General features: G+C 62.1%; 29 protein-coding genes. 6 read left to right on the top strand and 23 right to left on the bottom strand.

Annotated elements, in window-relative coordinates; genetic code table 11:
• From hscA to uvrB, 8 genes are all read right to left on the bottom strand, one after another.
• Complete coding sequence (gene hscA / locus ACI0FO_RS25805; RefSeq protein WP_416031449.1) at positions 1–1,863, bottom strand: Fe-S protein assembly chaperone HscA; 1,863 nt, start codon at positions 1,861–1,863, stop codon at positions 1–3.
• A gap of 72 nt (positions 1,864–1,935) precedes the next feature.
• A complete protein-coding gene (gene hscB / locus ACI0FO_RS25800; protein ID WP_416031447.1) occupies positions 1,936–2,448 on the bottom strand; it encodes a Fe-S protein assembly co-chaperone HscB in 513 nt (170 codons plus the stop codon).
• A 3-nt stretch (positions 2,449–2,451) separates the two neighbouring features.
• On the bottom strand, positions 2,452–2,775 hold the full coding sequence (gene iscA, locus ACI0FO_RS25795; protein ID WP_006225296.1) for an iron-sulfur cluster assembly protein IscA: 324 nt from the start codon (positions 2,773–2,775) through the stop codon (positions 2,452–2,454).
• Between the two features lie 2 nt (positions 2,776–2,777).
• The gene (iscU, locus tag ACI0FO_RS25790) at positions 2,778–3,182 is read right to left on the bottom strand and encodes a Fe-S cluster assembly scaffold IscU (RefSeq protein WP_006225297.1); all 405 of its coding nucleotides are present in this window, start codon (positions 3,180–3,182) and stop codon (positions 2,778–2,780) included.
• A gap of 33 nt (positions 3,183–3,215) precedes the next feature.
• Positions 3,216–4,427: an IscS subfamily cysteine desulfurase gene (locus tag ACI0FO_RS25785; RefSeq protein ID WP_183013702.1), complete on the bottom strand. Its 1,212-nt coding sequence runs from the start codon at positions 4,425–4,427 to the stop codon at positions 3,216–3,218.
• Positions 4,428–4,448: 21 nt separating this feature from the next.
• Entirely contained in the window at positions 4,449–4,991 is a 543-nt protein-coding gene (iscR, locus tag ACI0FO_RS25780) for a Fe-S cluster assembly transcriptional regulator IscR (protein WP_416031444.1), read from the bottom strand.
• A gap of 194 nt (positions 4,992–5,185) precedes the next feature.
• Complete coding sequence (locus ACI0FO_RS25775) at positions 5,186–5,677, bottom strand: low molecular weight protein-tyrosine-phosphatase (protein ID WP_006225301.1); 492 nt, start codon at positions 5,675–5,677, stop codon at positions 5,186–5,188.
• A 247-nt stretch (positions 5,678–5,924) separates the two neighbouring features.
• Complete coding sequence (gene uvrB, locus ACI0FO_RS25770) at positions 5,925–8,057, bottom strand: excinuclease ABC subunit UvrB (RefSeq protein ID WP_416031441.1); 2,133 nt, start codon at positions 8,055–8,057, stop codon at positions 5,925–5,927.
• Between the two features lie 76 nt (positions 8,058–8,133).
• On the opposite strand from uvrB, the gene ACI0FO_RS25765 reads away from it, so the two are divergent.
• Both ACI0FO_RS25765 and lexA read left to right on the top strand, forming a co-directional pair.
• Positions 8,134–9,333, top strand: a complete 1,200-nt coding sequence (locus ACI0FO_RS25765; RefSeq protein WP_416031439.1) for an amino acid aminotransferase — start codon at positions 8,134–8,136, stop codon at positions 9,331–9,333.
• Between the two features lie 158 nt (positions 9,334–9,491).
• Positions 9,492–10,142 (top strand): transcriptional repressor LexA, encoded by a 651-nt coding sequence (gene lexA, locus ACI0FO_RS25760; protein WP_416031437.1) that lies wholly within the window; start codon positions 9,492–9,494, stop codon positions 10,140–10,142.
• Between the two features lie 192 nt (positions 10,143–10,334).
• Here lexA and lon read toward each other — a convergent pair whose 3' ends face one another.
• From lon to ACI0FO_RS25735, 5 genes are all read right to left on the bottom strand, one after another.
• Entirely contained in the window at positions 10,335–12,785 is a 2,451-nt protein-coding gene (gene lon / locus ACI0FO_RS25755) for an endopeptidase La (RefSeq protein WP_006225305.1), read from the bottom strand.
• A gap of 206 nt (positions 12,786–12,991) precedes the next feature.
• Positions 12,992–14,290 carry an ATP-dependent Clp protease ATP-binding subunit ClpX gene (gene clpX / locus ACI0FO_RS25750; protein ID WP_105557679.1) on the bottom strand — a complete coding sequence of 433 codons (1,299 nt, stop codon included), beginning with the start codon at positions 14,288–14,290 and terminating at the stop codon, positions 12,992–12,994.
• Positions 14,291–14,391: 101 nt separating this feature from the next.
• On the bottom strand, positions 14,392–15,045 hold the full coding sequence (clpP, locus tag ACI0FO_RS25745) for an ATP-dependent Clp endopeptidase proteolytic subunit ClpP (RefSeq protein ID WP_105557678.1): 654 nt from the start codon (positions 15,043–15,045) through the stop codon (positions 14,392–14,394).
• 4 nt (positions 15,046–15,049) lie between these two features.
• Positions 15,050–16,360 (bottom strand): trigger factor, encoded by a 1,311-nt coding sequence (gene tig / locus ACI0FO_RS25740; protein WP_416031434.1) that lies wholly within the window; start codon positions 16,358–16,360, stop codon positions 15,050–15,052.
• A 165-nt stretch (positions 16,361–16,525) separates the two neighbouring features.
• The gene (locus tag ACI0FO_RS25735; protein WP_105557676.1) at positions 16,526–17,281 is read right to left on the bottom strand and encodes a M48 family metalloprotease; all 756 of its coding nucleotides are present in this window, start codon (positions 17,279–17,281) and stop codon (positions 16,526–16,528) included.
• 264 nt (positions 17,282–17,545) lie between these two features.
• Here ACI0FO_RS25735 and ACI0FO_RS25730 point away from each other — a divergent pair, with 264 nt between their 5' ends.
• Positions 17,546–18,091, top strand: coding sequence for a TIGR00645 family protein (locus ACI0FO_RS25730; RefSeq protein ID WP_416031432.1), 546 nt, complete (start codon positions 17,546–17,548; stop codon positions 18,089–18,091).
• A gap of 134 nt (positions 18,092–18,225) precedes the next feature.
• Here ACI0FO_RS25730 and ACI0FO_RS25725 read toward each other — a convergent pair whose 3' ends face one another.
• The 5 genes from ACI0FO_RS25725 to ACI0FO_RS25705 form a co-directional block, all read right to left on the bottom strand.
• Positions 18,226–18,432 carry a cold-shock protein gene (locus ACI0FO_RS25725; RefSeq protein WP_006225311.1) on the bottom strand — a complete coding sequence of 69 codons (207 nt, stop codon included), beginning with the start codon at positions 18,430–18,432 and terminating at the stop codon, positions 18,226–18,228.
• 340 nt (positions 18,433–18,772) lie between these two features.
• On the bottom strand, positions 18,773–19,336 hold the full coding sequence (locus ACI0FO_RS25720; protein ID WP_416031429.1) for a DUF924 family protein: 564 nt from the start codon (positions 19,334–19,336) through the stop codon (positions 18,773–18,775).
• A 107-nt stretch (positions 19,337–19,443) separates the two neighbouring features.
• Complete coding sequence (locus ACI0FO_RS25715) at positions 19,444–19,647, bottom strand: cold-shock protein (protein ID WP_006220190.1); 204 nt, start codon at positions 19,645–19,647, stop codon at positions 19,444–19,446.
• Positions 19,648–20,017: 370 nt separating this feature from the next.
• On the bottom strand, positions 20,018–20,338 hold the full coding sequence (locus ACI0FO_RS25710) for a hypothetical protein (RefSeq protein ID WP_416031427.1): 321 nt from the start codon (positions 20,336–20,338) through the stop codon (positions 20,018–20,020).
• 95 nt (positions 20,339–20,433) lie between these two features.
• The gene (locus ACI0FO_RS25705) at positions 20,434–20,832 is read right to left on the bottom strand and encodes a hypothetical protein (protein ID WP_416031425.1); all 399 of its coding nucleotides are present in this window, start codon (positions 20,830–20,832) and stop codon (positions 20,434–20,436) included.
• A gap of 120 nt (positions 20,833–20,952) precedes the next feature.
• On the opposite strand from ACI0FO_RS25705, the gene ACI0FO_RS25700 reads away from it, so the two are divergent.
• Positions 20,953–21,255, top strand: a complete 303-nt coding sequence (locus tag ACI0FO_RS25700) for a DUF2513 domain-containing protein (RefSeq protein WP_006225318.1) — start codon at positions 20,953–20,955, stop codon at positions 21,253–21,255.
• A 17-nt stretch (positions 21,256–21,272) separates the two neighbouring features.
• On the opposite strand, the gene ACI0FO_RS25695 is transcribed toward ACI0FO_RS25700, so the two are convergent.
• The 3 genes from ACI0FO_RS25695 to ACI0FO_RS25685 are packed head-to-tail and all read right to left on the bottom strand — an operon-like array spanning position 21,273 to position 23,185.
• Positions 21,273–21,545, bottom strand: coding sequence for a hypothetical protein (locus ACI0FO_RS25695; RefSeq protein ID WP_416031423.1), 273 nt, complete (start codon positions 21,543–21,545; stop codon positions 21,273–21,275).
• 52 nt (positions 21,546–21,597) lie between these two features.
• Positions 21,598–21,993 (bottom strand): RidA family protein, encoded by a 396-nt coding sequence (locus ACI0FO_RS25690; RefSeq protein WP_416031421.1) that lies wholly within the window; start codon positions 21,991–21,993, stop codon positions 21,598–21,600.
• Positions 21,994–22,030: 37 nt separating this feature from the next.
• Positions 22,031–23,185, bottom strand: coding sequence for a DSD1 family PLP-dependent enzyme (locus tag ACI0FO_RS25685; RefSeq protein WP_416031419.1), 1,155 nt, complete (start codon positions 23,183–23,185; stop codon positions 22,031–22,033).
• Positions 23,186–23,311: 126 nt separating this feature from the next.
• On the opposite strand from ACI0FO_RS25685, the gene ACI0FO_RS25680 reads away from it, so the two are divergent.
• Positions 23,312–24,223, top strand: a complete 912-nt coding sequence (locus ACI0FO_RS25680) for a LysR family transcriptional regulator (RefSeq protein ID WP_416031417.1) — start codon at positions 23,312–23,314, stop codon at positions 24,221–24,223.
• Between the two features lie 6 nt (positions 24,224–24,229).
• Here ACI0FO_RS25680 and ACI0FO_RS25675 read toward each other — a convergent pair whose 3' ends face one another.
• Together ACI0FO_RS25675 and ACI0FO_RS25670 are read right to left on the bottom strand one after the other, a co-directional pair.
• On the bottom strand, positions 24,230–24,628 hold the full coding sequence (locus ACI0FO_RS25675) for a RidA family protein (protein ID WP_416031415.1): 399 nt from the start codon (positions 24,626–24,628) through the stop codon (positions 24,230–24,232).
• 66 nt (positions 24,629–24,694) lie between these two features.
• The gene (locus tag ACI0FO_RS25670) at positions 24,695–25,885 is read right to left on the bottom strand and encodes an MFS transporter (protein ID WP_416031413.1); all 1,191 of its coding nucleotides are present in this window, start codon (positions 25,883–25,885) and stop codon (positions 24,695–24,697) included.
• Between the two features lie 94 nt (positions 25,886–25,979).
• Between ACI0FO_RS25670 and ACI0FO_RS25665 the strand changes: the two genes are divergently transcribed.
• Positions 25,980–26,564 carry a TetR/AcrR family transcriptional regulator gene (locus ACI0FO_RS25665; protein ID WP_416031411.1) on the top strand — a complete coding sequence of 195 codons (585 nt, stop codon included), beginning with the start codon at positions 25,980–25,982 and terminating at the stop codon, positions 26,562–26,564.
• Positions 26,565–26,633: the final 69 nt, after the last annotated feature.

Below are 26,633 nucleotides of genomic sequence, written 5' to 3'. Positions count from 1 at the left end.
TCAGGCGATCTCATCAAGTTTTCGGCCCGCCAGCGCGGCACGGATGCTGCGGTCCATTCGACGCGCGGCAAAGTCGTCCGTCGCGGCCGACAGCGCTCGCACCGCGTCTTTCACGGTATCCGTGTCTTGCGCCGATTGTGCGGCGATGGCGGCTTGCAGACATTCATCGACATGCTTGCGTTCTTCCGCGTCCAGCAGGTCGCCGTCGGCGGCCAGGGCCGCTTGCACGGACTCCACCAACTGGCGCGCATCCACTTGCTGCTCACGCAGCATGCGGGCACGCGCGTCCGTGTCGGCCTGCGCCACGCTATCGGCCAGCATCTGCGCAATCTCGTCGTCGGTCAGTCCATATGACGGCTTGACCGATACCGCGGCCTCGATACCCGTGCTCTGTTCACGGGCCGTGACGCTCAACAGGCCGTCCGCGTCCACCTGGAAGGTCACGCGGATGCGTGCCGCGCCCGCCACCATCGGGGGAATGCCACGCAGCTCAAACCGGGCCAGCGAACGCGAATCCGCCACCAGGTCGCGCTCGCCCTGCACCACATGAATGCTCATGGCCGTCTGGCCATCCTTGAATGTCGTGAACTCCTGGGCGCGAGCCACGGGAATGGTGCTGTTGCGCGGAATCACGCGCTCGACCAGCCCGCCCATCGTTTCCAGTCCCAACGACAAAGGAATCACGTCCAGCAGCAGCCAGTCTTCACCCGGCGCTCGATTGCCCGCCAGCAAATTGGCTTGCAACGCGGCGCCCAGCGCCACCACCTGGTCCGGGTCCAGATCAATCAGCGGCTCCGTGCCGAACACGCGGCCGACGGCGGCGCGCACGACGGGCATGCGCGTCGCGCCGCCCACCATCACCACGCCACGCACATCGGCGGGCTTCAGCGACGCATCGCGCAGCGCTCGGCGCGCGCAATCCAGCGTGCGTTCCACCAGCGGCTGCGCCAGCGTTTCAAATTCGGCGCGCGTCAAAACCAGGTCCACGTCGCGTCCGTCCGACAGCGCCAGCTTCAGGCGGGCAGATTCGGCATCCGACAACGCTTCACGCGCCGCCCGCGCCGCCATCAACAGCCCGCGGTGGTCGGCCGGCGAGAACTCGCCGGCGGCAAGCTTGGCCACCGCGTGGTCCGCGATCAGCGCGTCGAAGTCGTCTCCGCCCAGCGCGGTGTCGCCGCCCGTGGAAATCACTTCGAACACGCCTTGGGTCAGTCGCAGGATGGAAATATCGAAAGTGCCGCCGCCCAGGTCGTACACGGCATACACGCCTTCCGACGCGTGATCCAGACCATAGGCGATCGCCGCAGCGGTGGGTTCATTCAGCAAGCGCAACACGTTCAGGCCGGCCAGGCGAGCGGCGTCGCGCGTCGCTTGGCGTTGCGCATCGTCAAAGTACGCCGGCACGGTGATGACCGCGCCCACCAGGTCGTCGCCCAGGACGTCTTCCGCGCGCTGGCGCAACACGGCCAGGATCTGCGCGGACACTTCGACCGGGCTCAGATCGCCCTGCACCGTGCGGATGCGCACCATGCCGGGCGCGTCAACGAATTCATACGGCGCGCGCGTGGCGCGGGCCTCTTCCAGCGAACGGCCCATGAACCGCTTCACGGACACGACGGTATTCAAGGGGTCTTCGGCCTGTTGGGCCAGGGGCTCGCGGCCCGTCGTGACTTTACCGCCGGGAAAATAGCGCACCGCCGACGGCAGCAAGGCAAGGCCTTCTGCATCAGGCAGCACTTCCGCGACGCTGCTGCGCACCGCCGCAACCAGGGAATTGGTAGTGCCCAGATCAATCCCGACCGCCAGCTTGCGCTGGTGCGGCGCGGGCGACTCGCCGGGCTCGGATATCTGCAATAAGGCCATGATTGTATTTTTCTGCTCAGTAGGCGGCGAAATCCGGGGCTCCGCCTTGCGGACGCCCCGACGCGGCTAGGGCTATCCGGCGGGTTGCGCGTGCGCCAGCTCTTCTGCCAGCTTTTCCACGAACATCCATTCCCGAATCTTCAGCCCGGCAGTCGCGTAGTCGCGCTCGTTGTCCAGCAGGCGCGTCAGCGTGGCGCGCATTTCAAGGCGCGCGGCTTCCAACTCCGTCTGCAAGGCGGTCAGGGCATCGGCGTCATCACGCGCATCGTCCAGCATCTCGCGCCAGGTCATCTGCTGCATCAGGAAAGCCGTGTCCATGGACGTGTTGCTCTCGGTCTGCAAGTCGATGCCCGCCTGTTCGCACAGGTAGCGCGCACGAAGCAAAGGATCGCGCAACACGCGGTACGCCTCGTTGGCGCGCGCGGCCCATTGCATGGCTACGCGGCGCTCTGCGGGGCTGGCCGTGGCATAACGATCAGGATGCACCTGCGCGGCGACTGCGCGCCACGCGCTTTCCAACGCTTGCGCGTCCAGGTCGAAGCGTGCCGGCAAGCCGAAAAGGCTGAAGTGGTCGTCTCCGGCCAAGACTTACACCGTGAACGACTCGCCGCAGCCGCAGGTCGCCTTTTCGTTGGGGTTGCGGAACTTGAAACCTTCGTTCAGGCCTTCGCGGGCGTAATCCAGCTCGGTGCCGTCCAGGTAAGCCAGGCTCTTTGGGTCAATGAAGACCTTGACGCCAAAGCTCTCGAACACGGCGTCTTCCGGCGCCGAGTCGTCCACGTATTCCAACTTGTAGGCCATGCCGGAGCAGCCCGTCGTCCTAACGCCGAGCCGCAAGCCAATACCCTTTCCGCGCTTCTGCAAGTAGCGCCCGATATGGGTGGCAGCCTGTTGGGTCAGGGTAACGGACATGATCAGCCTGCCACCGCTTCGGCCGGAACCGAGTGCTTTTCTTTGTAGTTCTGCACCGCGGCCTTAATCGCGTCTTCGGCCAGGATGGAACAATGGACCTTCACGGGCGGCAATGCCAGTTCTTCGGCGATCTGCGTGTTGCGGATGTTCATCGCCTGGTCCAGCGTCTTGCCCTTGACCCATTCGGTCACGAGCGAGCTGGAAGCGATGGCCGAACCGCAACCGTAGGTCTTGAAGCGCGCATCTTCGATCACGCCGGCTTCATTCACTTTGATCTGCAGCTTCATGACGTCGCCACAGGCGGGCGCGCCGACCATGCCGGTACCCACCGACTCGTCCGACTTGTCGAACGAACCGACGTTACGCGGGTTTTCGTAGTGATCCAGGACTTTAGTGCTGTAAGACATGTTATTTCTCCACGTATTTCTTGGTGCAGGCGCTTAGTGCGCGGCCCACTGCACGGTGTTCAAGTCAATGCCTTCCTTGGCCATTTCCCAAAGCGGCGACATATCGCGCAGCTTGCCGACTCGGCTCTTGAGCAATTCAATGGCGAAGTCCACTTCCTTTTCGGTCGTGAAGCGGCCCAGGGTGAAACGGATGGAACTGTGCGCCAACTCGTCGTTGCGGCCCAGCGCGCGCAGCACGTAGGACGGCTCCAGGCTGGCCGAGGTGCAGGCCGAACCGCTGGATACGGCCAGTTCCTTGATCGCCATGATCAGGGACTCGCCTTCGACATAGTTGAAGCTGACATTCAGGTTGTGCGGAACGCGCTGGTCCATGTCGCCGTTGAGGTAGACCTCTTCGATCTGCGACAGGCCATTCCACAGACGGTCGCGCAACATGCGGATGCGTTCGTTCTCGGTGCCCATTTCTTCGCGGGCCAGACGGAACGCTTCACCCATGCCCACGATCTGGTGCGTGGCCAGCGTGCCCGAGCGGAAACCGCGTTCGTGGCCACCGCCGTGCATCTGTGCTTCGATGCGGATGCGCGGCTTGCGGCGCACATACAACGCGCCAATGCCCTTCGGGCCGTATGTCTTGTGCGCCGAAAACGACATCAGGTCGACTTTCAGCTTTTGCAGATCGATTTCCACCTTGCCGGTCGCCTGAGCGGCGTCCACATGGAAGATGATGCCCTTTTCACGGCAGATCTCGCCCAGCGTTTCAATGTCCTGGACCACGCCGATTTCGTTGTTCACCATCATCACGGACACCAGCACGGTATCCGGGCGCAGCGCAGCCTTGAAGGTGTCCAGATCAATCAGGCCATCATCTTTCACATTCAGATACGTGACGTCGAAGCCTTGGCGCTCAAGCTCGCGACAGGTATCCAGCACCGCCTTGTGTTCGGTCTTGACGGTGATGATGTGCTTGCCGCGTTCCGCGTAGAAGTTCGCGGCACCCTTGATGGCCAGGTTGTCGGATTCGGTCGCGCCGGACGTCCAGACGATCTCGCGCGGGTCGGCGTTGATCAACTTGGCGACTTCCTCGCGAGCGCGTTCGACGGCTTCTTCCGAATCCCAGCCGAACGAGTGGCTGCGCGATGCCGGGTTGCCGAAGTTCTCGTACAGCCAGGGCACCATTTTGTCTACGACGCGGGGGTCGACAGGCGTCGTGGCCGAATAGTCAAAATAAATCGGGCGGGTGGTCATTTCTACAACTCCTGATACTGCTTATACGGTGGCATTGGCGGCCACGGCCGTGGTCGGGGCATTCGCGGCGGCATTGGTGCCCCCTACCCGATTCACACGCACCGCGCAGGCCTGCGCTTGATTGTTGGCTTCCTGCAATTGGCGCACGCGCTGCTGATCAACCAGATCTTGCAGGGACACCGAATCCAGGTAATCGACCATCTTGCGATTCAACGTGGCCCAGAGCTCGTGCGTCATGCACTTGCCCGGCTTGCCGTCGTTGCCGCTCGTACAGTCCCGTTTGCCGCCACAGCTGGTGGCGTCCAGCGGCTCGTCGACCGCGAAGATGATGTCGGCAACGGTCACATTGCGCGCAAGGCGCGCAAGCGAATAACCGCCGCCCGGGCCCCGCACGCTGTCCACGAGTTCGTGGCGGCGCAGTTTCCCGAAGAGCTGTTCCAGATAGGAAAGCGAAATATTCTGACGCTGGCTGATGGCCGCAAGAGTGACCGGACCGCTATGCTGCCGCATAGCCAGATCGATCATGGCAGTCACGGCGAAACGCCCTTTGGTAGTTAGCCGCATGGTGGGTTCCCTGTGATTCGGCAATGGCCGCCAGCGAATCCAGCGGTCAATACCCGAGTAATTGGCTCAAGTATAGCCTATTCCCGACTAATTTGGTATGACTCCCGGCTAGAAAAAACCGCGCATTTGCGCGGTTTTTTTCACTGCCAGATACCCCAAGAGCCGCACAGTGGGCGGCTCTACGGAAAAGGTGATCAAGCCGCCTGGTATTGGGTAGCGCGCTTACGAACCAGCTCAAGAACACCCTGACAGGCGTCTTCCAGATAGTCGAGCACCTTGCCAAAACCGTCAGCGCCGCCATAGTACGGATCGGGCACGGTGGCCTCCTCGAACTCATTGGCGAAGCGCATCAGCAGCATCAACTTGTGCTGATAAGTTTTGGGGCACTGCTGCTGCATGGCGGACAGATTGTCCCAGTCCATGGCGAGGATAAGATCAAAGTCGCGGAAATCCTCCGCGGTGACCTGACGCGCCTCACAGTGCGTGATCTCGTAGCCGCGCTTACGCGCCGCAGCCTGCGCCCGGGCATCAGGCGCCTCGCCGATATGAAACGCGTGCGTGCCCGCGGAGTCGATGCGAACGACGTCGCCCAAACCCGCGTCGTTCACCAAATGGCGAAACACGCCCTCTGCGCTCGGCGAGCGACAGATATTGCCCATGCAAACGAAAAGTACCTTGGTCATCATGGAAGTAAGTGTGCGGGAAAACCCGAGATAAGGCAAGCTTTTTTTGCGATTGCACGATTGGACCAGGCCGATGCAAACCGCACACTTTTCCTAAGTTATTCAATGGCTTAGGTAAATATTGCAACGCAGGAAGTGAGCTTGATTTCGCAAGATTCGAGAAGATTGTTAAGCGGCCATTGCAACAGCGCTTGTTTTACATATTTTCAGCATTCCGTCAGCAAAAAGACACGTTTAGATACTTTTACGACTACACCGCGCCATCCAGCAGCACCCGCTGCTTCAACGCCGTGAGGGCATCCCGCGCAGCGGCCGCCTGCTCGAATTCCAGATTTCGCGCATGGTCCATCATCAGCTTTTCCAGCCGCTTCAACTCGCGCGCCAACGCCTTTTCGTCCTTCAGGAATTCCGCAGGCACCGCGGCTTCAAGCGCATCGTGCTGGACCGGCGCCACAATACCGTCGATGAGTTCGCGCACCGCCTTCTGAACGCCTCTGGCCGTGATGCCGTTGTCGATATTGAATTGCAGCTGCTTCGCACGGCGGCGGCTGGTTTCCTCCATGGCGCGCTGCATCGAATCCGTAATGCGGTCTGCGTACAGGATCGCGTGCCCGTTCAGGTTGCGCGCCGCACGGCCGATCGTCTGGATCAGACTTCGCTCAGACCGCAGAAAGCCCTCTTTATCGGCGTCCAGGATTGCCACCAGCGACACTTCCGGAATGTCCAACCCTTCACGCAGCAGGTTGATGCCCACCAGCACGTCGAACGTGCCCAGGCGCAGGTCGCGCAGGATTTCCACGCGCTCGACGGTGTCGATGTCGGAGTGCAGATAGCGCACCTTCACCCCATGTTCGCTCAGGAAGTCGGTCAGGTCTTCGGCCATGCGCTTGGTCAGTGTCGTGACAAGCACCCGTTCGCCCACCGACACGCGCGCCTTGATCTGGCCAAGCAGGTCATCCACCTGAGTACGGGCCGGCAATACCTCGACCAGCGGGTCGACCAGGCCCGTCGGCCGCACGACCTGCTCTACCACGTTATCGGCGTGCTCTTTCTCATACGCCGCCGGCGTGGCCGACACGAACACGCATTGACGCATCCGCGTTTCGAATTCCTCAAGCTTCAGCGGCCGGTTGTCCAGCGCCGACGGCAAGCGAAAACCGTATTGCACCAGCGTTTCCTTACGCGAACGGTCGCCGCGATACATGCCGCTCAGTTGCCCGATGGTGACGTGGCTTTCGTCAATGAACATCAGCGCATCGGATGGCAAGTAATCGATCAGCGTAGGCGGGGGATCCCCAGGGGCCGCGCCGGACAGATGCCTGGAGTAGTTCTCGATGCCCTTGCAGAAACCCAGCTCCTGCAGCATTTCGAGGTCGAACCGGGTGCGTTGTTCCAGCCGTTGCGCTTCGACAAGGTGGCCGTCATCGACGAAACGCTTGACGCGCTCGCGCAGCTCTTCCTTGATGGTCTCGATGGCGCGCAGCACGGTGTCGCGCGGCGTCACGTAGTGCGAGCCGGGATAGACGGTGAACCTTGGCAACTTCTGGCGAATGCGGCCCGTCAGCGGGTCGAATAGCTCCAGGCTTTCGATCTCGTCGTCGAACAGCGTCAGCCGCAACGCCAGTTCGGCGCTTTCCGCCGGAAAGATGTCGATGCTCTCGCCGCGCACCCGGAATACCCCGCGAGTGAATTCGGCGTCGTTGCGCGTGTACTGCATGGCGACCAGGCGAGCCAGGATCTCGCGGCGGGATATCTGGTCCCCACTGCGCAGGATCAGCACCATCGCGTGATAGTCGCCCGGGTTACCAATACCGTAGATGCACGAGACCGTGCCCACAATGATCGTGTCACGCCGCTCCAGCAGACTCTTGGTGGCCGACAGGCGCATTTGCTCGATGTGCTCATTGATGGACGAGTCCTTTTCAATGAACAGGTCCCGCGTCGGCACGTAGGCCTCGGGCTGGTAGTAATCGTAGTACGAGACGAAGTACTCGACCGCGTTCTTCGGAAAGAACTCCCGCATTTCGGCGTAGAGCTGCGCGGCCAACGTCTTATTGGGGGCCAATACCAGCGCGGGACGCCCCATCCGGGCGATCACGTTGGCCATGGTGAAGGTCTTGCCCGATCCCGTCACGCCCAGCAGGGTCTGGAACATGAGCCCGTCTTCGACCCCCTGCGTCAGGCCGTCGATGGCGGCGGGCTGGTCGCCCGCTGGCGGATAAGGCTGATAAAGTTGAAACGGGCTATCCGGATACTCGACGAATCTCGGCTTGGCTTCCAGCCCTGCCACGGAGGCAGCCAATGCCGGCGCCGCCGTCAGATCCGCAGCGAGATCATCGTTCAGATCTCCCGCGCTGCTCGGGTCTATTGGGCTCTTGGGCATGCTAGACTGTTCCAGGGTAAACCCCCCATTATCCACAGCACACCGTACTGCGTCCACCCATCCTCATCAGAGTCCCATGAGCAACCTTTTCGATTCCGTCGAACTCGCGCCGCGCGACCCCATTCTTGGTCTGAACGAACAATTCAACGCGGATACGCGCCCCGGTAAAGTGAACCTGGGCGTGGGCGTGTACTACGACGATCAGGGACGGATCCCCCTGCTGGGCGCCGTACGCAAGGCCGAAACCGCCCGCATCGAGGCCGCCGCCGCACGCGGCTACCTGCCGATCGAAGGCATTGCCGGCTACAACCAGGGCGCCCAGGCGCTGCTGCTGGGCAAGGAATCCCCGCTGGCCGCCGCCGGCCGCGTACTGACCACCCAGGCTCTGGGCGGCACGGGCGCGCTGAAGATCGGCGCCGACTTCCTGCGCCAGTTGCTGCCGACCTCCAAGGTCCTGATCAGCAACCCCAGCTGGGAAAACCACCGCGCCCTGTTCGAGCGCGCCGGCTTCGAAGTCGGCACATACTCGTACTACGACGCCGCCACCCGCGGCCTGAATTTCGACGCCATGCTGGCGGATCTGAAGGCCGCACCGGCCAAGACCGTCGTCGTGCTGCACGCATGCTGCCACAACCCCACCGGCGTGGACCCCACGGCCGACCAGTGGAAGCAGATCGCCGCCGTCGTGAAAGAAAACCAGTTGGTGCCGTTCCTCGACATCGCCTACCAAGGCTTTGGCGACGGCCTGACGGAAGACGCCTCGGTCGTGCGCATGTTCGCCGACCTGGACATGACCATGTTCATCAGCTCGTCCTTCTCGAAGTCGTTCTCGCTGTATGGCGAGCGCGTGGGCGCCCTGACGGTCGTGGCCGGCAGCAAGGAAGAAGCCATCCGCGTGCTTAGCCAGTTGAAGCGCGTGATCCGCACCAATTACTCCAACCCGCCTACCCATGGCGGCACGGTCGTGTCGACGGTGCTGAACACGCCCGAACTCTTCACCATGTGGGAAGAAGAACTTGCCGGCATGCGCGATCGCATCCGCCTGATGCGCAAGCAGCTGGTCGAGAAAATCAAGGAACACGGCGGCAAGCAGGACTTCAGCTTCGTCCTGCAGCAACGCGGCATGTTCTCGTACTCGGGCCTGACCGCGGCACAAGTGGACCGTCTGCGTGAAGAGCACGGCGTTTACGCCGTGTCCAGCGGCCGCATCTGCGTTGCCGCCCTGAACAGCGGCAACATCGACAAGGTCGCAGCCGGCATCGCCGCCGTGCTGTAACCCGCCGGTCGGACACGGGCCTTCAGGCCTGGCCACTGAAAGACGGAGCCTTCGGGCTCCGTTTTGCTTTGCGGGTGGCGACTGGCTTGCTTTTTTGCGGTATGTCCCCCAGAATGACGCTGTATATATGTACAGTCCGCTCGCACCGGATCATCGCCATGGCCAGCAAACTCACCGATCGCCAGCAACAAATCCTGGACCTCATCCGGCAAACCGTCATGCGCACCGGCTTCCCGCCGACGCGTGCCGAAATCGCCCAGGCCCTGGGTTTCCGTTCGCCCAACGCGGCAGAAGACCACCTCAAGGCATTGGCGCGCAAAGGCGCCATCGAGCTTACCGCCGGCGCCTCGCGGGGCATCCGCCTGAAAGACGGCGCACCCGCCTCCACCCCAGCCTCCCTATCCCTGCCCTCGCTGACCCAACTGCTGCTGCCGCTGGTGGGGCGCGTCGCGGCCGGCAGCCCTATCCTGGCCGCAGAACACGTGGAACGCGAAGTGGGCGTGGACCCTCACCTGTTCGCACAGGCTCCCGACTACCTGCTGAAGGTTCGCGGCATGAGCATGCGCGACGCCGGTATCCTCGAAGGGGATCTGCTGGCCGTGAAGAAAGCCTCTGAAGCCCGCAACGGCCAGATCGTCGTGGCTCGCCTGGGCGATGACGTTACCGTGAAGCGCCTTCAGCGCACCAACGGGCATATCGAGCTTCTGCCCGAAAACCCGGACTTCCAGACCATCGTGGTTGAAGCAGACCAGGAATTCGCCCTGGAAGGTATTGCGGTTGGCCTGATTCGCACGCACGCCTTGCACTGACCACGCAGCAAGGCCTCCGCGGCCTCGCGTTTAACGTCGCGCTTGATGTCGCGCTTAATGTCACGCTTTAAGTCGTGCTTGACGCCGCTTTAAACGTCCCGTTAAACGGCAAACAAAAAAAGCAAAGAAAAACCCCGCCGCAGCGGGGTTTTTCATGAGCGCCCTCTTTCGAAGGCGCCAGGGGTGTCGCGATCAGTGCTTCAGCACCGGATCAGTCGAACCCGGCTCAGCCGGCTTGGCCACCAAGGGTTCCTTGACGGCCTCTTCCTCAGCCAGCGGCTCAGGCAGACGCTCCAAGGCCAATTCCAGCACCTTGTCGATCCAGCGGACCGGCACGATCTCAAGGTGGTTCTTGACGTTATCCGGGATTTCCGCCAAATCCTTGACGTTTTCTTCCGGGATCAAGACCGTCTTGATGCCGCCACGGTGTGCAGCCAGCAGCTTTTCCTTCAGACCGCCGATCGGCAGCACTTCCCCGCGCAGCGTGATCTCGCCGGTCATGGCAACATCAGCGCGCACCGGGATGCGAGACAGGGCTGACACCATGGCCGTGGTGATCGCGATACCCGCGGACGGACCGTCCTTGGGCGTCGCGCCTTCCGGCACGTGCACGTGCATGTCGTGCTTCTCGAAGACGCTGTCGGCAAAACCCAGACGGCGGGCACGCGAACGTACCACCGTGCGCGCCGCCTCGACCGACTCCTTCATCACGTCGCCAAGCGAACCCGTGCGCTGGATGACGCCCTTGCCAGGCATGTCCGCGACTTCGATCGTCAGCAGATCGCCGCCGACTTCGGTCCAGGCCAGACCCGTCACCTGACCGATCTGGTTTTCCTTTTCGGCCATGCCGAAGGTGTAGCGGCGCACGCCCAGGTAGTCGCTCAGGTTTTCACCCGTGACATTGACCGGTTTGACCTCAAAGGTCTTGCCTTCGGCCTTGGCGCGGTCGGTCTGCGTCAGCAATTGCTTGATGACCTTGCGGCAGATCTTGCCCACTTCGCGTTCGAGCGCACGCACACCAGCTTCGCGGGTGTAGTAGCGCACGATGTCACGCAGCGCGGAATCGTCCACCGTCAGTTCGCTGTCCTTCACGCCGTTGTTCTTCATCAGCTTGGGCAGCAGATGGTCGCGGCCGATATGGATCTTTTCCTCTTCCGTGTAACCGGACAGGCGGATGACTTCCATGCGGTCGAGCAACGCCGGCGGAATGTTCAGCGTATTGCTGGTAGCCACGAACATGACATCGGACAAGTCGAAGTCGACTTCGATGTAGTGGTCCTGGAACGTATGGTTCTGTTCCGGATCCAGCACTTCGAGCAACGCCGACGAGGGATCGCCGCGGAAATCCATGCCCAGCTTGTCGATCTCGTCAAGCAGGAACAGCGGATTGCGCACGCCGACCTTCGACATGTTCTGGACGATCTTGCCCGGCATCGAGCCGATGTAGGTCCGGCGATGGCCACGGATCTCGGCCTCGTCGCGGACGCCGCCGAGCGCCATGCGCACGAACTTGCGGTTCGTTGCCTTGGCGATCGACTGGCCCAACGAAGTCTTACCCACGCCAGGAGGTCCAACCAGGCACAGGATCGGCGCCTTTACCTTGTCCACGCGCTGTTGCACGGCAAGATATTCCAGGATGCGTTCCTTGACCTTTTCAAGACCGTAGTGGTCGTTGTCCAGCACCGTCTCGGCGTTGGCGATCGAGTTGTTGATCTTGCTCTTCTTTCTCCAGGGGAGATTGATGAGCGTGTCGATGTAGTTGCGCACCACGGTGGCTTCGGCCGACATGGGCGACATGAGCTTGAGCTTCTTGAGCTCGGCATCGGCCTTTTTACGCGCCTCTTTGGGCATGTGGGCAGCGATGATCTTCTTTTCAAGCTCTTCGATGTCCGCGCCCTCTTCGCCTTCGCCCAACTCTTTCTGAATGGCCTTGACCTGCTCATTCAGGTAGTAGTCGCGTTGGCTTTTTTCCATCTGCTTCTTCACGCGGCCGCGAATCCGTTTTTCGACCTGGAGGATGTCGATTTCGGTTTCAAGCTGGGTAAGCAGACCTTCAAGGCGCTCGGAGGTGCCAACGATCTCGAGCATCTTCTGCTTTTGCTCGAGCTTCAGCGGAAGATGCGCGGCGATCGTGTCGGCCAGGCGTCCGGCATCATCGATGCCAGCCAGCGAGGTCAGGATCTCCGGGGGGATCTTCTTGTTGAGCTTTACGTACTGTTCGAACTGGGCAACGATCGCGCGGCGCAGGGCCTCGGTTTCGGAACCTTGCATGGCGTCCGGCTCGATCGGCGTCACCTGGCAGGTGAAGTGCGAATCGGCGTCTTCAATGCTGTTGATGCGGGCACGCTGGGTGCCTTCGACCAGCACTTTGACAGTGCCGTCAGGCAGCTTGAGCATCTGCAGGATGCCGGCTACGCAGCCGATCTCGTAGACGTCTTCAGGGGTAGGGTCATCCTTGCCGGCGGACTTTTGGGCCACGAGCATGATGCTTTTGCCCGCTTCCATCGCAACCTCGAGCGCGCGAATAGAGCGCGGACGGCCGACGAACAGCGGGATGACCATGTGCGGAAACACCACGACATCGCGAAGTGGGAGCAGGGGCAGGTCGATCGGGTCGGAAGGCAGGGTCTGGCTGGCAGACATAGGAGGTTCCTCGGTATGACTCGGCGTATCGGGGACAGGAGGCCCGGGTATACCCCGAGCTATCCACGTCAGTTACGTCTGTTATGGGAACAATAGCCGAAAATTCAAGATCCCGGCGGCCTGATAAACGAAAGGCAAAAAAAAATGCCCCCGAGGGGCCCCAGGAAGGAAAAAAACCCGTTACAGGAACGGGTTTTTTTGAAATATCAGGCTGCGGCGTCGCGGACTTCTCCGCGGTCCGGCTTTTCCGTTTCGCCGGCTTCGTCGGCGTAGATCAGCAGGGGCTTGCCCTCACCTTCGATGGCGCCTTCGTCAACCACGACACGCTTGACGTTGCCTTGGGAGGGCAACTCGTACATGGTGTCCAAGAGCGTCTGTTCGATGATCGAACGCAGGCCGCGGGCGCCAGTCTTGCGCTTGAGCGCCTTGCGGGCGATAGCCTTCAAGGCGGCGGGCCGCAGATCCAGCTCAGCGCCTTCCATGGCGAACAGCTTCTGGAATTGCTTGAGCAAGGCGTTCTTGGGCTCGGTCAGGATTTGCACCAGGGCCGCTTCGTCCAGTTCGTCCAGCGTGGCGACGACGGGCAGACGGCCGACCAGTTCCGGGATCAGGCCGAACTTGATCAAATCTTCAGGTTCGACTTCCGAGAACAGTTCGCCCACGCCGCGTTCGGACTTGGCGCGCACGGACGCCGAGAAACCGATGCCCGATTTCTCGGTGCGGTCGCGGATGACCTTCTCCAGGCCGTCGAAAGCGCCGCCGACGATGAACAGGATGTTCGTCGTGTCGACCTGGACAAAGTCCTGGTTGGGGTGCTTGCGCCCGCCTTGCGGGGGCACCGAGGCAACCGTGCCTTCGATCAGCTTCAGCAAGGCCTGTTGCACGCCCTCGCCCGACACGTCGCGGGTGATGGACGGGTTATCGGACTTGCGGGAAATCTTGTCGATTTCGTCGATGTAGATAATGGCGCGCTGCGCCTTCTCGACTTCGTAGTTGCAGTTCTGCAGCAGCTTTTGAATGATGTTTTCGACGTCTTCGCCCACGTAGCCGGCTTCGGTCAACGTGGTGGCGTCAGCCATGACGAAGGGCACATTCAACATGCGCGCCAGCGTCTGGGCCAGGAGCGTCTTGCCCGACCCGGTGGGGCCGATCAGCATGATGTTGCTCTTGGAGAGCTCGACTTCGTCACCCTTGATCTCGCCGTGACGAATGCGCTTGTAATGGTTGTAGACCGCCACTGCCAGCATGCGCTTGGGCGAGTTTTGCCCGATGACGTACTGGTCCAGGAAGGTCTTGATCTCGGCCGGAGTAGGCAGTTCGGAACGAATAGCCGCGCGCGCGGTCGCTTGCGCTTCCTCGCGAATGATGTCGTTGCACAGGTCTATGCATTCATCGCAGATGAATACCGACGGACCCGCGATCAGCTTGCGGACTTCATGCTGGCTTTTATTGCAAAACGAGCAATGCAGCACTTTTGCGTCTGCCGATCCCTTTTTTTCAGGCATATTTGTTTCGTATCTCAGGTAAAGATGCGCCAGACCGGATAAAGGTCCAGCGCATGCGCTTACTCAAACTTGATGGCAGCGGGTTTGGATCAACCGGGAAGTCAGCCTTCCGAACGGGAGGTCATCACCTTGTCCACCAGTCCATACGATACCGCATCTTCGGCGGACATGAAGTTGTCACGTTCCGTGTCCAGGCCGATGCGTTCAATCGACTGGCCGGTGTTGTCGGCCAGGATCCGGTTCAGGCGTTCGCGCAGGTCCAGGATCTCGCGAGCCTGGATCTGGATGTCCGATGCCTGGCCTTGGGCGCCGCCCGACGGCTGATGGATCATGATCCGCGAGTTGGGCAGCGTGAAACGCTTGCCCTTCTTGCCAGCCGCCAGAAGGAAGGCGCCCATGCTGGCCGCCAGGCCGGTGCACAGCGTCGATACGTCCGGCTTGATGAACTGCATGGTGTCAAAAATGGCCATTCCCGCATACACCGACCCGCCGGGCGAGTTGATGTACAGGGAAATGTCCTTGTCAGGATTCTCCGATTCCAGGAACAGCAACTGCGCCACAACCAGGTTGGCCGTTGCGTCATTGACCGGACCCACCAGGAAAATGAGCCGTTCGCGGAGCAGACGCGAATAGATGTCGTAGGCGCGTTCGCCGCGCCCCGACTGCTCGATAACCATGGGAATGTAGCCCAGGCCGGTGGGGGTCACCGAAGACCCGCCATTCATTGCCGCATAGAAATCGGTGAATCTCTGCATAGTGTTACGCCATCCCCATCAACTGATCGAAAGGCACCTTTTCGTCGGTGACCTTAGCCTTTTCCAGCACGTGCGCGACAACGTTGTCTTCGAGCACGATCGCCTCGATTTCAGCACGACGCTGGCGGTCAGCCAGGTAATAGCTGACAACCTGAGCGGGTTGTTCGTAGTTCTCGGCGAATTCTTCAATGCGCGCGCGAACTTGCTCGGGCTTGGCTTGCAGCTGGGCTTGCTTGACCAGTTCCGACACCAGCAGGCCCAGGCGGACACGGCGTTCGGATTCGGTCGAGAAGGCTTCAGCCGGGATCGGCACGGATTCGGCGTTCGGGATGCCGCGCTGCTTGAGCTCTTCGCGGGCAGCAGCGACACGGCCTTGCACGTCGTTGTCGACCAGCGCCTTCGGCACGTCGAACTTGCCGGCTTCGACCAGCGCGTCCATGACGCTGGACTTGGTGCGGCCAGCCGAACGGACCTTGACTTCGCGCTCGATGTTGCTGCGGATGTCGGCCTTCAGCTTTTCGATGTCGCCTTCGGCTTGGCCGAGCGACTTGGCGAATTCGCCGTTCAGTTCGGGCAGGACGCCTTCAGCCACTTCCTTGACGGTGATGGTGAACTCGGCGGTCTTACCAGCGACTTCCACGCCTTGGTAGTCGTCAGGGAACTTCAGTTCGAAGACCTTGGTTTCGCCAGCCTTCAAGCCGCGGGCGGCTTCTTCGAATTCCGGCAGCATGCGGCCTTGGCCGAGCACGAACGGGAAGTCTTCGGCCTTGCCGCCTTCGAACGGCACGCCGTCGATGGTGCCGGCGAAGTCCAGCGTGACGCGATCGCCGTCTTGCGAGGCGCGGCCTTCACGGGCTTCGAACGTGGCGCGCTGCTTACGCAGGACGTCCAGGGTTTGTTGGACTTCGGCGTCGGTGACGGCGGTATCGAAACGGGTGACCGCCAGGGACGACAGATCCGGCACGACGACTTCAGGGTAGACCTCGAACGTGGCGGTGAACGCCAGCGTGTCGTCGGTGACGCCTTCAGTCTTGGGTTCCAGGTTCGGGGCGCCAGCGACGCGCAGCTTGGCGCCATCGATGGCTTGTTCGAACGCACGGCCAACTTGGCTATTGATCACGTCGTAGCGGATGCTGGGGCCATGGCTGCGCTCGAGCATGGCGAGCGGAGCTTTACCCGGGCGGAAGCCGGGGACCTTGGCGGTGCGAGCCACGCGCTTCAATTGCGCCTGGACTTCCTTTTCGACGTCGGCCACCGAGACGGCCAGATCAACACGGCGCTCCAGGCCGGAGAGGGTTTCAACCACAGGCTGCATTAAAAGACCTATTTTCCGAGAGATGAGATTACGGGCGGATAAACGCGGCATTTTACCGGAAACTTCCGGAACCCTGACGCAAAAGGGCGCGAGCCCCGGATTTGCCCGGATGCTCGCGCCCCGTTTTCCGCCCGAAAAGGGAGGGAGAACGCCTTTTCGGCGCCTTTATTTAGCCTTGGCGATGCGATCTTCGATGTGCTGAGCGCGCTTGGCCGAGGACGGGTGCGAGCTCATCATATCGCTCTTGCCGCCATCCAGCTCGGCCAGCTTCTGGAATGCCGTCACCAGACCACGGGTATTGAGCTTCTTGGCCTGCAGTTGGTCGAACGAATAGTCGTCGGCGTCGCTTTCCTGCGATTGCGAGAATTGCGCATTGATGAACTTCTCGGTCAGGTCGCCCAGTTGCGAGGAATTCAGGGCTGCGACGGTCGCGCCGCCAGCAGCGCCCGCAGCGTCACGCGCCGCCGACACCGTGTAGGCGGTCTGCATGGCCTTCTTGGTGTGTCCCAGCGCCACGTGACCGATTTCGTGACCCACCACGCCCAGCACTTCGTCGTCGGTCATCATGTCCATCAGGCCGCTGTAGACGCGGATGCAGCCGTTGGCCATCGCCCAGGCGTTGACGTCCTTGGTGATGTAGACCTTGTAGTTGGCCTTTTGGCCGTTGACCGTGCCGCCCAGCGACTTGGCGATCTTCTGCAGGCGCGCGTCGTACTTGCTGCCCGGCGCGGCGATTTTTTCCTGCGAATCGCTTTGCGCGCATGCCTTGTCCGACAGGGTCTTGATTTCAGCGTCGCTCAGGGTGGCAGCTTGCACGACCTTGCTGCCGGCGCCCACCAGGCCGCCGATATCGAAGGCATGCGATGCAGAATAAGGGGCAAGCGCAACGGTCAACGCGGCAACGGTGTAGCGGATCTTCATGGGAACAAACTCCTCTTGACTGGCTCTATGCGAGTGAGGCGGCAATTCTATCCATGCCGAAAGCGCACAAAGCGTTTCGCCACAGAGTTTCGCAAATGGCAGTTTCGCTTACACAATTGCCCAGCAAACTGTGCGCAAGCGTGGTAACAGGCGGTCTGCCCTGTCATTCAGCGCTCATAAAAAACTGATGCCTGGCGCGGCTGGGCATTGATAGAATTGCCGCCGCACTTTTCATTGCCCCACCCCACATGGCTCGCACCCAACATGAATAACACTCCCCCTCCCCGCCTGGGCCTGTTGCCCAGCCTGATCTTCAGCTCGCGCTGGCTGCAACTGCCCCTGTACCTTGGGCTGATCGTCGCGCAAGGCGTTTACGTCATGCTCTTCCTGAAAGAGTTGTGGCACTTGGTGACGCACGCCAACAGCTTCGGCGAAATGGAAATCATGCTGCTGGTGCTGGGGCTGATCGACGTGGTCATGATTTCGAACCTGCTGGTCATGGTGATCGTGGGCGGCTACGAGACCTTCGTGTCCCGCCTGCGCCTGCAGAACCATCCGGACCAGCCTGAATGGCTAAGCCACGTGAACGCCAGCGTGCTCAAGGTGAAACTGGCGATGGCCATCATCGGCATCTCGTCGATCCATCTGCTGCGCACTTTCATCGAGGCCGGCACGATCGGCACGCCTAACGCCCGTTTCACCGAAGCGGGCGTCATGTGGCAGACGATCATCCACGCTTTGTTCATCCTGTCGGCACTGGGGATCGCGCTGGTGGACAAGCTGGCGACGACCGCTCCGCAAAAGCACTAAAAACGAGAAAAAAGGCTCCCACGCTTCGTGCGCTTGCTGCCTGCCAAGGCAAAAAAAGCCCCCATGCATCGCGCATGGGGGCTTTTTTATGGGCCGAACACCGGGGACTAGCCCGGCGCGCTACCCGGAAAACATCAGGCCGCGACCTTGATGTTCTTGGCGCTCGGGCCCTTGGGGCCGGTGCCGACCTCGAAGGTGACGCGCTGGTTTTCTTGCAGCGACTTATACCCTTCGCTGCGGATTTCGGAGTAATGGGCGAAAAGGTCTTTGCTGCCGTCGTCGGGCATGATGAAGCCATAACCCTTTTCGGCGTTGAACCACTTAACGATGCCGGTTGCCATGGAGTGTCCTTGAACCTAGAAAGTGCGATTGCTCGCGGGGCGCCAGATCATCAAGGATGGGAGAGGAAGCAACCGCAGCACCACTGACGGCGACAAGTTAACGCAGACCGCGTCGCTTGAAAATCTCGCTGAACCCAGTGTATTGGCGAACTCCGAAAAACGTCAAATATGCGAATGATGGAAGCGGAAAGCCGGCACGCCTGGGGAGCGCGAAAACGGCGGTGGCAGGCCTTGCAAACGTGCTGCGCCAAAGAAAATTTTCACTTTGGCATGAACGGATACATCCCAATACCTGCCCATGCAAGGGGTTCGTTCGACCAGGCCCGCATTGCCGCGCGCCCTAGCCCGAAAAACCACCGGCCTCCAGGAACTCCTGTTCGGCCTGGGTCGTCTGGCGACCCAGCGCCGCGTTGCGATGCGGGAAGCGACCGAAGCGCTTGATGATGTCGCGATGCAGGACGGCCCAGCGCAAGGAATCGGCGTCCACGCGTTCCATCAGTGCAACGCCGCGGTTCTGCGACACGAGGCTTTCCGCATGTTCGAAAGGCAGGTAGAAAAATTGGCGCAGCTTCGGGTCGACGGCAAGGTCGTGGCCGGAAGCAATCGCGCGTTCGGCGAAGTACTGGGCCAAGGGATCGGTGGCGAACATGTGCGCCGTCCCTCTGTAGGCGTTCCGCGGGAACTGGTCCAGCAGAATCATCAACGCCAAGGCGCCGTCCGCGTCTTCCAGCCAGTCGTCCAGTTGGCGCGAGGCCGCGGCCCAGTGCGCGGCTTCAAAGCGTCGGCGAAACTCGGCGTCGAATGCCTCGCTCTTGCTGAACCATTGCTGCGGACCCGCATCCATCCAGAACGCGACCACGTCTTGCGGCTGCACGGCTAGTGGGTTCAGGGAGGGGGAAGTCATGGCGGGATCCTGGGGGATGAAGAAGCGGCACTGCGGCCGGCCCCCGGAAGGATACCGCGCGGAAACAAAAAAAGCCCCCGAAGGGGCTTTTTTGAAAACTCAGACCTTTACAGGACCTGAATCTTCGTGGCTTGCGGGCCCTTGGGGCCATTGGCCGTCACAAAGCTGACGCGCTGGTTCTCTTCCAGAGACTTGAAGCCAGAACCCTGGATTTCGGAGAAGTGAGCGAACAGATCCTTACCACCCGCTTCCGGGGTGATGAAGCCATAGCCTTTTTCCGAATTGAACCACTTAACGACGCCGGTTTCCATACTGTATTTCCTAGAGATAATGGGCAAATGCCCGGAGGTCACGAATCAATCAAGGAGGGGACAGTAGAACAATAACGCTGAGCCGGAAAAGGCACGGCACTGAACGAAAATCGCAACGCTTGTGATCGTGTGCCGACACTATCGTTATGTTCCCCTCACAAGTCAACATAATCCTAAAAAATACGTGCCAATAATGCAACAAAGAGAAACTGCGTTGAAAATTTGCACGTTTTCATAGGCAAAACTTGTCCCTGCATAGGTGTAAACACCCATACATCATAAAAAAACAATCAAGGCTTATATAAATGCCGTCTAAACCCGTACACCCTTCATACGCCGTTCAGATAGGCACTTTGGTTTGCCGTCAGGCTTACTGGTCGATAGGTAAACCCAACAAATCGAGTGCCGCGCCAAAAGCATCGGAACCCGAGCAAAGGAAAACCGCCACGTCGCCGGGATTCATATTTTCCAGGACCTGGTCGATTTGTTCTTGCGCATTATCAACATTGTCGACATTTGAAGCGTGTATATCCGCCCCAGCCTCGACTTTCTGGATGGGAACGATGTCCGCGATCGCGTTGAGATCGGTTACGCCCACCACGACATAGACGCTGATGGGCTCGCCATCAATCGTCGTGAGCAGCTCGACGCCGCCCGTCACGTCGGCAAGGTGCCGACTTACTATTTCCATGTTCAATCTTCCTTGATCAGCGGGCGGGGCCCGCTTGAGCGCACGCACCGTGAAGGTGCAATCTCACGCCCAGGCGCGACTATAACAGCCTTATGCTAATGCTTCTTGACATTCGGGCCCAGGGACTTCCGCGCAGCGCCAGACGTGGCGGCGACACTACGGCAACGCACCCCGGCTTCGGCCAGGACGCGGATCAGCGGCTTCTGGGCTGCCAGGAAGGCATCCTTCTCGTCGCCAGCCAACTTGCAGATGAACATCTGGGCCAATAGCTGGGTGCGACGGGCGCGGCGGTTGCCGGCCTCTTCGGCCAGCCACGAGCCGATCCAGGCGGCGGCAGCGTCGGCATCGCCCTGCTGCTTGACATGCCCCAGCAGGTCATAGACCGTCACGCCGGCGATGCGGTCGTCTTCGCCGCGCGAAAGAAAGAGCTTGGCGGCTTGGCCCGAATAGCCGGGAATCAGCGCGAGGCAATCGCGTTCAGCGGGTTTCTTCATAGCGTTCTGTGTGTTTCGTTGTCGAGAACCCTGGACTGTAACCCGGGCTTGCGCACTGTCGCATCGACGCCACGGAACTCTGCTATTGTCGGCCTACCCATTTTCAATACGGTGAACATCATGCAACGCGATTTCGATCTGGTCGTCACGATCTTGGGCGCCCTGCGCGACGCGCCCGGCCCCAACCTGAGCACGCACGACATCAAGAATGCCGCCCTGGCCCCGCATCCTGAAGAACAGGGTTTGCAGACCATTGCGCATCATTTGGACCTGCTGTCGGACGCCGGCCTGGTCAAGCAAGTGAGCGAAACGGCAGCCAGCGCCGCCGCGACGCGCTGGCGCATTACCTGGAAGGGCTACGACGCCCTGGAACAGGACGAGGACGACGAAGAAGACGCTGAAGACTTCGACGCCGAAGAATAAGCGGCAAGGCTTGCAATTTAGCGGCGCTGCAAGATGCGCCGCGTGAGCAACGACGCGGCGGTGCCGATCACCAGGCTGAACATGAACGCGGCGATCGACAGCATCACCGACAAGTCGTTGAAGCCACCGTGGCGCGACAGCAGGAACACGGCCACGAAGACCGCGGCGGCCAGCGCCACCACCCCTGCCAGCACCTGTTTGACCGAACCCAGGCGGCCACAGAGCGAGCCGCCGACCAGCGCGGCCGCTACCATCGCGGCCATGGACCAGAACAGATATTCGTACTGCATGCGAACGTTCTCCCCGCGAAGGCATTGAGGCGCCCGCATTATAGGCGTCGGATCAGCCCGGGACGACCACCGCGACCACGCTGATCTCGACCAGCGCGCCGTAATGCAGGCCGCGCGTGGGCACGACAGCGCGCGCCGGCCGGTGATCGCCGAAGACGCGTTCATAGACCCGGTTGACCTCGTCCCACAACCCGATGTCCGGGATGTACACCGTGACGCTGACCACCGTGGACAGCGATGCACCGGCAGCGGTCAGAATCGCATTAACACTGCGCAAGGCCTCTACGGTCTGGGCGCAGGCCCCTGTCGCCAACTGCGGCTTGACGCCGGCCTGCGCGGGTGCCAGGAAGCCCAGTTGGCCAGACACGAAGACAAAACCGTTCGCCCGTACCGCCTGCGAGTAATGTCCGGCGGGCGGCGTGGCATCCGGGGTGTGGATCAATTCCATGGTCGTTTCCTGTTGATGCGAAGAGGATGGCAGCGGCTTACCAGCCGCGGAAGCGTTCCCAGCGGGCCACCACGCCGGGCTCGCCCCGCCGCACCACTTGATAGGCGTCGTGTTGCGCGCACGTCGCGCATGCGTGGTTCGGCACGATGCGCAGCTTCGTCCCCAGGGGAAGATCAGGCAGGCGCGCCCCGCTTCCGGCGCGCAGCGTAATGATGCCCTGCTCCTGATTGGTTTCGGCCAGCAAGAGGTCGGGATAGACCTTGCCGTCGACGTCGCACACCAGGCCGTACAGCTGATCCACCGGCTGCTTTGCCGTGCCTCGGTCGCGCGACATGGCCATCCAGCCTGCGTCGACGAGGATCCATCCTTTGTCAGCTTGATGGCCGATGACGGTCGTCAGCACGGAGACCGCGATGTCGTCGACCGCGCATACGCCTAGCCCCGCCATCACCAGGTCGAAGAATACGTAGACGCCAGCGCGCACTTCCGTGACGCCGTCGAGGTGACGGGCGAAGTGCGCGGTGGGCGTCGAGCCGACACTGACGACCGGACACGGCAGGCCCGCCTGGCGAATCGCGTCGGCGCAGCTGACCGCGGCCCAGCGCTCTTGTTCGGCCATGTTGGCGATGGCCTCGGCGCTGCGGCAGCCGTAGGACTCGCCGGCATGCGTCATGACACCGCGCAGGCAGCCCGCGGCATGCAGCACGCTTGCGATGGACAGCAGATGCTCATGGTCGCCCGGCTGCACCCCGGCGCGGTGCCCGTCGCAATCGATCTCGATCAGCGTGGGCACCGGGCCGCCAGCGGCCTTGGCGCGGTTGGCAACGGCCTGGGCCGCCTCGACGCTGTCCACCACCACGGTCAGGTCCACGCCCTTCTCGCGCAGGGCCAGCACGCGATCAAGCTTCGACGGCGACACGCCGACGGCATAGAGCAGATCGGTGACGCCGGCTGCGGCGAACTGCTCGGCCTCTTGCAGCGTGGAAACAGCAGCGGGCCCCTGCGGGCTGGTCATCACCCGGCGCGCCACGTCGATCGATTTAGGCGTCTTCAAATGCGGCCGCAATTGCACCCCATGGCCGGCCATCAGCGCATTCAGGCGCTGGATATTGCGCGTCATGCGGGTTTCGTCCAGCAGCAAGCAAGGGGTATCCAGAGCATCCAGGGGCGTGGGCGGGCGGGAAATAGTCATTGGGGGGCCTCGGCAGGTCAGATCGAAAGGACGGCAGGCGAGCCCGCGTCCCGTTGCAGCAAGTATGGCGCGCCGCGACCCTTGCATGTTTAATAGCAGCTTAATTTTCAGTTAATGTGAATCTGAATGATCACCACCGACGACCTGCGCTTTTTCATGAGTTTGGCGGCCACGCCATCGCTGGCGCAAGCCGCGCGCGCCCTGGACGTGACGCCCCCTGCCGTCACGCAGCGGCTGAACGCGCTGGAAAAGCGCCTGGGCGTCAGACTGGTCAACCGGTCGGGGCGCGGCACGGCACTCACCGACGAAGGCCGGCTGTTGGCGCTGCGGGCCGGACAGATCTGCGGCGAACTGGGCGATCTGGCCGATGAACTGGCGGGACGGCGCGGCGTCGTGGCTGGCCATCTGCGCGTGGTGGCGCCGCTGGGTTTCGGCCAACGCTATGTGGCCGCGCTGGTGGCCGGTTTCCGCAAAAGCAGCGAGGACATCACCGCCAGCCTGACGTTGTCCGACGGCCCCCCTCGGCTGGCCACCGACAACTGGGATGTGATGGTGCACATCGGCGAATTGCGCGATTCCACGCTGGTCGCCTACCCGCTGGCGCCCAACCGCCGCATTCTGTGCGCGTCGCCTGCCTACTTGGCCAGGCACGGCGCGCCCGCCAAGCCCGAAGACCTGCGCCACCATGACTGCATCGCCTTGCGTGAAAACGACGAGGACGTGACCTTGTGGCGCTTCAAGCGCGGCCGCGGGCCGGCGGTCGGCGTGCGTATTGCCCCCGTGCTGTCCAGCAACACCGGCGCGGCCGCGGTGGCGTGGGCGCTGGCTGGGCACGGCATCGTCGCGCGGTCGGAATGGGATGTGGCCGAACATGTGAAGGCCCGGTCGCTGGTGCCGGTACTGGCGGGTTGGAATCTGCCCGACGCCAATGTCGTGGCGCTGGTGAAGTCGCGCCAGGATCTGTCGGCCCGTACCTCGGGGTTCCTGGCCCATCTGCGCGCGGCGTTCGCCACCACGCCCTGGCGCGAGAAAAGCTGAATCGCCTTAGTCCAACATTGCTTCCGCTTCGATTTCGACCAGCCATTCGGGCAGAGACAGCCCGCTGACGATGATCCACGACGACGGCGGAGGGTCTACCGGAAAACGATCGCGCAGGGCCTGCGCGATCAATTCCTGGTCTTCGCGTGCCGTCTCGCAGATATAGATGCGCAGCATGATCACCTGGGCCAGCGTGCCGCCCGCTGCGGCCAGGACGCGTTGAATGTTGTCCAGCGCTGCGTCGGTCTGCTCTTGCAAGCCCGGCCCTACCGTGCGTTCATTGATGTCGACGCCAACCTGGCCCGACAGCAGCATCCTGCGTTGCCCCGTCACGATGACGGCCTGGCTGAAACCGTATTGGACGGTGTTGAAAACAGTGTCGGGATTGACGACGGTTCTAGACATAGCGTGCTCCTGTGGGCGGCGCGCCCCACAGCGCGCCGGAGCCGCCATTCTATCGAGCCGCCCTCGTCAAGACGGGACGCGCCCCGCCACGCCGGCCCGCGCCCCCGGCAAAGACACCAGCAGCACCACCGCGCCCGCGACGACCGCCGTCCAGAATCCCGCCCGCACGCCGTAGTGGTCGACTACCCAGCCCGCCATCGCGGCGCCGGCGGCCACGCCCGCACCCAAGCCTGTCACCAGCCAGGTTAGCCCTTCGGTCAAGCGCCGCCCGGGCACGCTGCTTTCGACCAGCGCCATGGCGATGATCATGGTGGGGGCAAACGACAGTCCGGCCAACAGCACGCCCAGCGAAAGCGTAACCAGGTCATTCACCCATAGCAGCGGCAAGGTCGTGAACGCCGTGACCGCCGCGGCGATGGACAGCATCCGGGCAAGCGGCATCTGGAATTTCAGCACGCCGAACACCAGCCCCGCCACGCAAGAACCCAAGGCATAGGCGGACAGGATCAGGCTGGCGGCCGCCGGCACGCCCTGCGCGCGGGCGAACGCGACGCTAAGCACATCGATCGTGCCGACGATCACGCCCATCGCCGACATCATGGCGATCAGCGAACGCATGGGGGGCATGCGCAGGACCGAGGCCTCGCGGCCGGCTTGCCTGACTTGCACGGCAGGCGCGGTGGCCCGCTGCAGGACGAACGCCGTCACGCCCACCGCCAGCAGCAACGCCGCGGTCAGCGGGCCCGCCTGGGGAAACAGCGCCACGCTCAGGCCCACCGCGATCGGCGGCCCGACGATGAAGCTGAGTTCATCGGCTACGGATTCCAGCGCATAGGCGGTGCGCAGTTGAGGTTGGTCGCGGTAGATTTCCGTCCAGCGCGCGCGGATCATCGCCGGCATGCTGGGCAAGGTGCCTGCCAATGCGGCGAAGACGAACAGCATCCAATCCGGCGCGCCCCATTGCACGCAGGCGGCCAGGGCGATCAGCGCCACCACGCATATGCCCGCTGCGACGGGCAGCACCCGCCCCTGCCCATGCCGGTCCACCAGACGCGAGATGCGCGGGGCAAGCAAGGCCGTGGCCAACGCGAAGGTCGCGGCGACCCCGCCCGCCAACGCGTAGGCGCCGCGTACTTCGGACAGCATCGTGATGATGCCGATGCCGATCATCGGCAAGGGCAGGCGCGCGATCGCGCCCGCCAACACGAAACCCGTGGCGCCCGGCGCCTTGAACAACACACGATACGGATTGGACACCGATAACCTTTTGAAGCGGGTAGACGGCGAGATCGTATTCACATACATTGCGTATGTCAATTAACATACGCGCCGTATGTCACTGGAGAACTGCATGTCGCGTTCGCGCGCCGAGATGATCGAAGCCACCCGGGCCAAATTGCTGGCGACCGCCCGACGCGCCTTCCAGCACACCGGGTACGCCGCCACGTCCATGGACGATTTGACCGCTTCCGCGGGGCTGACGCGAGGGGCTTTGTATCACCATTTCGGTGACAAACAAGGCTTGTTGGCCGCGGTCGTCGAACAAATCGACAGTGAGATGGATCAGCGCCTGACTGCCATTTCATCGCAGGCAGCTTTGCCGTGGGACGCTTTCCGAGGGCGCTGCCGCGCCTATCTGCAGATGGCGACGGAGCCCGAAATCCGCCGCATCGTGCTGCAGGACGGGCGGGCGGTGTTGGGCCCGGCGTCCGACGCGGCGCAGCACCAGTGCATCGCATCGCTTGCGGAGCTGCTGCAGCAGTTGATGGCGGCGCGCACGATCGACGACGCGGACCCGCAGGCCTTGGCACGGTTGATCAACGGCAGCCTGACGGACAGCGCATTCTGGATCGCGGATGCGCCCGATGATGCCGCCCGCCTGGCGCCTGCCTTGCAAGCATTGGACCTGTTGCTACGCGGGCTGCTGCGGCCATAAGACCCCACGAATCACAAGCCTTCGGTTGTGCATACGGTGCGGCGCACGTATTATCAAAGAAATAACTTG

The organism is Achromobacter marplatensis (assembly GCF_049060505.1).
Classification (GTDB): Bacteria; Pseudomonadota; Gammaproteobacteria; order Burkholderiales; family Burkholderiaceae_B; genus Achromobacter; species Achromobacter marplatensis_A.
Note: the sequence above shows the minus strand (reverse complement) of the source record. Positions and strands in the feature narration are given on the sequence as shown.

What these genes read in the sequence shown, in the direction of transcription:
- hscA (WP_416031449.1), bottom strand. Translation starts at nt 1,863, where the DNA reads ATGGCCTTATTGCAGATATCCGAGCCCGGCGAGTCGCCCGCGCCGCAC.
- iscA (WP_006225296.1), bottom strand. Translation starts at nt 2,775, where the DNA reads ATGTCCGTTACCCTGACCCAACAGGCTGCCACCCATATCGGGCGCTAC.
- iscU (WP_006225297.1), bottom strand. Translation starts at nt 3,182, where the DNA reads ATGTCTTACAGCACTAAAGTCCTGGATCACTACGAAAACCCGCGTAAC.
- ACI0FO_RS25785 (WP_183013702.1), bottom strand. Translation starts at nt 4,427, where the DNA reads ATGACCACCCGCCCGATTTATTTTGACTATTCGGCCACGACGCCTGTC.
- iscR (WP_416031444.1), bottom strand. Translation starts at nt 4,991, where the DNA reads ATGCGGCTAACTACCAAAGGGCGTTTCGCCGTGACTGCCATGATCGAT.
- ACI0FO_RS25775 (WP_006225301.1), bottom strand. Translation starts at nt 5,677, where the DNA reads ATGATGACCAAGGTACTTTTCGTTTGCATGGGCAATATCTGTCGCTCG.
- uvrB (WP_416031441.1), bottom strand. Translation starts at nt 8,057, where the DNA reads ATGCCCAAGAGCCCAATAGACCCGAGCAGCGCGGGAGATCTGAACGAT.
- ACI0FO_RS25765 (WP_416031439.1), top strand. Translation starts at nt 8,134, where the DNA reads ATGAGCAACCTTTTCGATTCCGTCGAACTCGCGCCGCGCGACCCCATT.
- lexA (WP_416031437.1), top strand. Translation starts at nt 9,492, where the DNA reads ATGGCCAGCAAACTCACCGATCGCCAGCAACAAATCCTGGACCTCATC.
- lon (WP_006225305.1), bottom strand. Translation starts at nt 12,785, where the DNA reads ATGTCTGCCAGCCAGACCCTGCCTTCCGACCCGATCGACCTGCCCCTG.
- clpX (WP_105557679.1), bottom strand. Translation starts at nt 14,290, where the DNA reads ATGCCTGAAAAAAAGGGATCGGCAGACGCAAAAGTGCTGCATTGCTCG.
- clpP (WP_105557678.1), bottom strand. Translation starts at nt 15,045, where the DNA reads ATGCAGAGATTCACCGATTTCTATGCGGCAATGAATGGCGGGTCTTCG.
- tig (WP_416031434.1), bottom strand. Translation starts at nt 16,360, where the DNA reads ATGCAGCCTGTGGTTGAAACCCTCTCCGGCCTGGAGCGCCGTGTTGAT.
- ACI0FO_RS25735 (WP_105557676.1), bottom strand. Translation starts at nt 17,281, where the DNA reads ATGAAGATCCGCTACACCGTTGCCGCGTTGACCGTTGCGCTTGCCCCT.
- ACI0FO_RS25730 (WP_416031432.1), top strand. Translation starts at nt 17,546, where the DNA reads ATGAATAACACTCCCCCTCCCCGCCTGGGCCTGTTGCCCAGCCTGATC.
- ACI0FO_RS25725 (WP_006225311.1), bottom strand. Translation starts at nt 18,432, where the DNA reads ATGGCAACCGGCATCGTTAAGTGGTTCAACGCCGAAAAGGGTTATGGC.
- ACI0FO_RS25720 (WP_416031429.1), bottom strand. Translation starts at nt 19,336, where the DNA reads ATGACTTCCCCCTCCCTGAACCCACTAGCCGTGCAGCCGCAAGACGTG.
- ACI0FO_RS25715 (WP_006220190.1), bottom strand. Translation starts at nt 19,647, where the DNA reads ATGGAAACCGGCGTCGTTAAGTGGTTCAATTCGGAAAAAGGCTATGGC.
- ACI0FO_RS25710 (WP_416031427.1), bottom strand. Translation starts at nt 20,338, where the DNA reads ATGGAAATAGTAAGTCGGCACCTTGCCGACGTGACGGGCGGCGTCGAG.
- ACI0FO_RS25705 (WP_416031425.1), bottom strand. Translation starts at nt 20,832, where the DNA reads ATGAAGAAACCCGCTGAACGCGATTGCCTCGCGCTGATTCCCGGCTAT.
- ACI0FO_RS25700 (WP_006225318.1), top strand. Translation starts at nt 20,953, where the DNA reads ATGCAACGCGATTTCGATCTGGTCGTCACGATCTTGGGCGCCCTGCGC.
- ACI0FO_RS25695 (WP_416031423.1), bottom strand. Translation starts at nt 21,545, where the DNA reads ATGCAGTACGAATATCTGTTCTGGTCCATGGCCGCGATGGTAGCGGCC.
- ACI0FO_RS25690 (WP_416031421.1), bottom strand. Translation starts at nt 21,993, where the DNA reads ATGGAATTGATCCACACCCCGGATGCCACGCCGCCCGCCGGACATTAC.
- ACI0FO_RS25685 (WP_416031419.1), bottom strand. Translation starts at nt 23,185, where the DNA reads ATGACTATTTCCCGCCCGCCCACGCCCCTGGATGCTCTGGATACCCCT.
- ACI0FO_RS25680 (WP_416031417.1), top strand. Translation starts at nt 23,312, where the DNA reads ATGATCACCACCGACGACCTGCGCTTTTTCATGAGTTTGGCGGCCACG.
- ACI0FO_RS25675 (WP_416031415.1), bottom strand. Translation starts at nt 24,628, where the DNA reads ATGTCTAGAACCGTCGTCAATCCCGACACTGTTTTCAACACCGTCCAA.
- ACI0FO_RS25665 (WP_416031411.1), top strand. Translation starts at nt 25,980, where the DNA reads ATGTCGCGTTCGCGCGCCGAGATGATCGAAGCCACCCGGGCCAAATTG.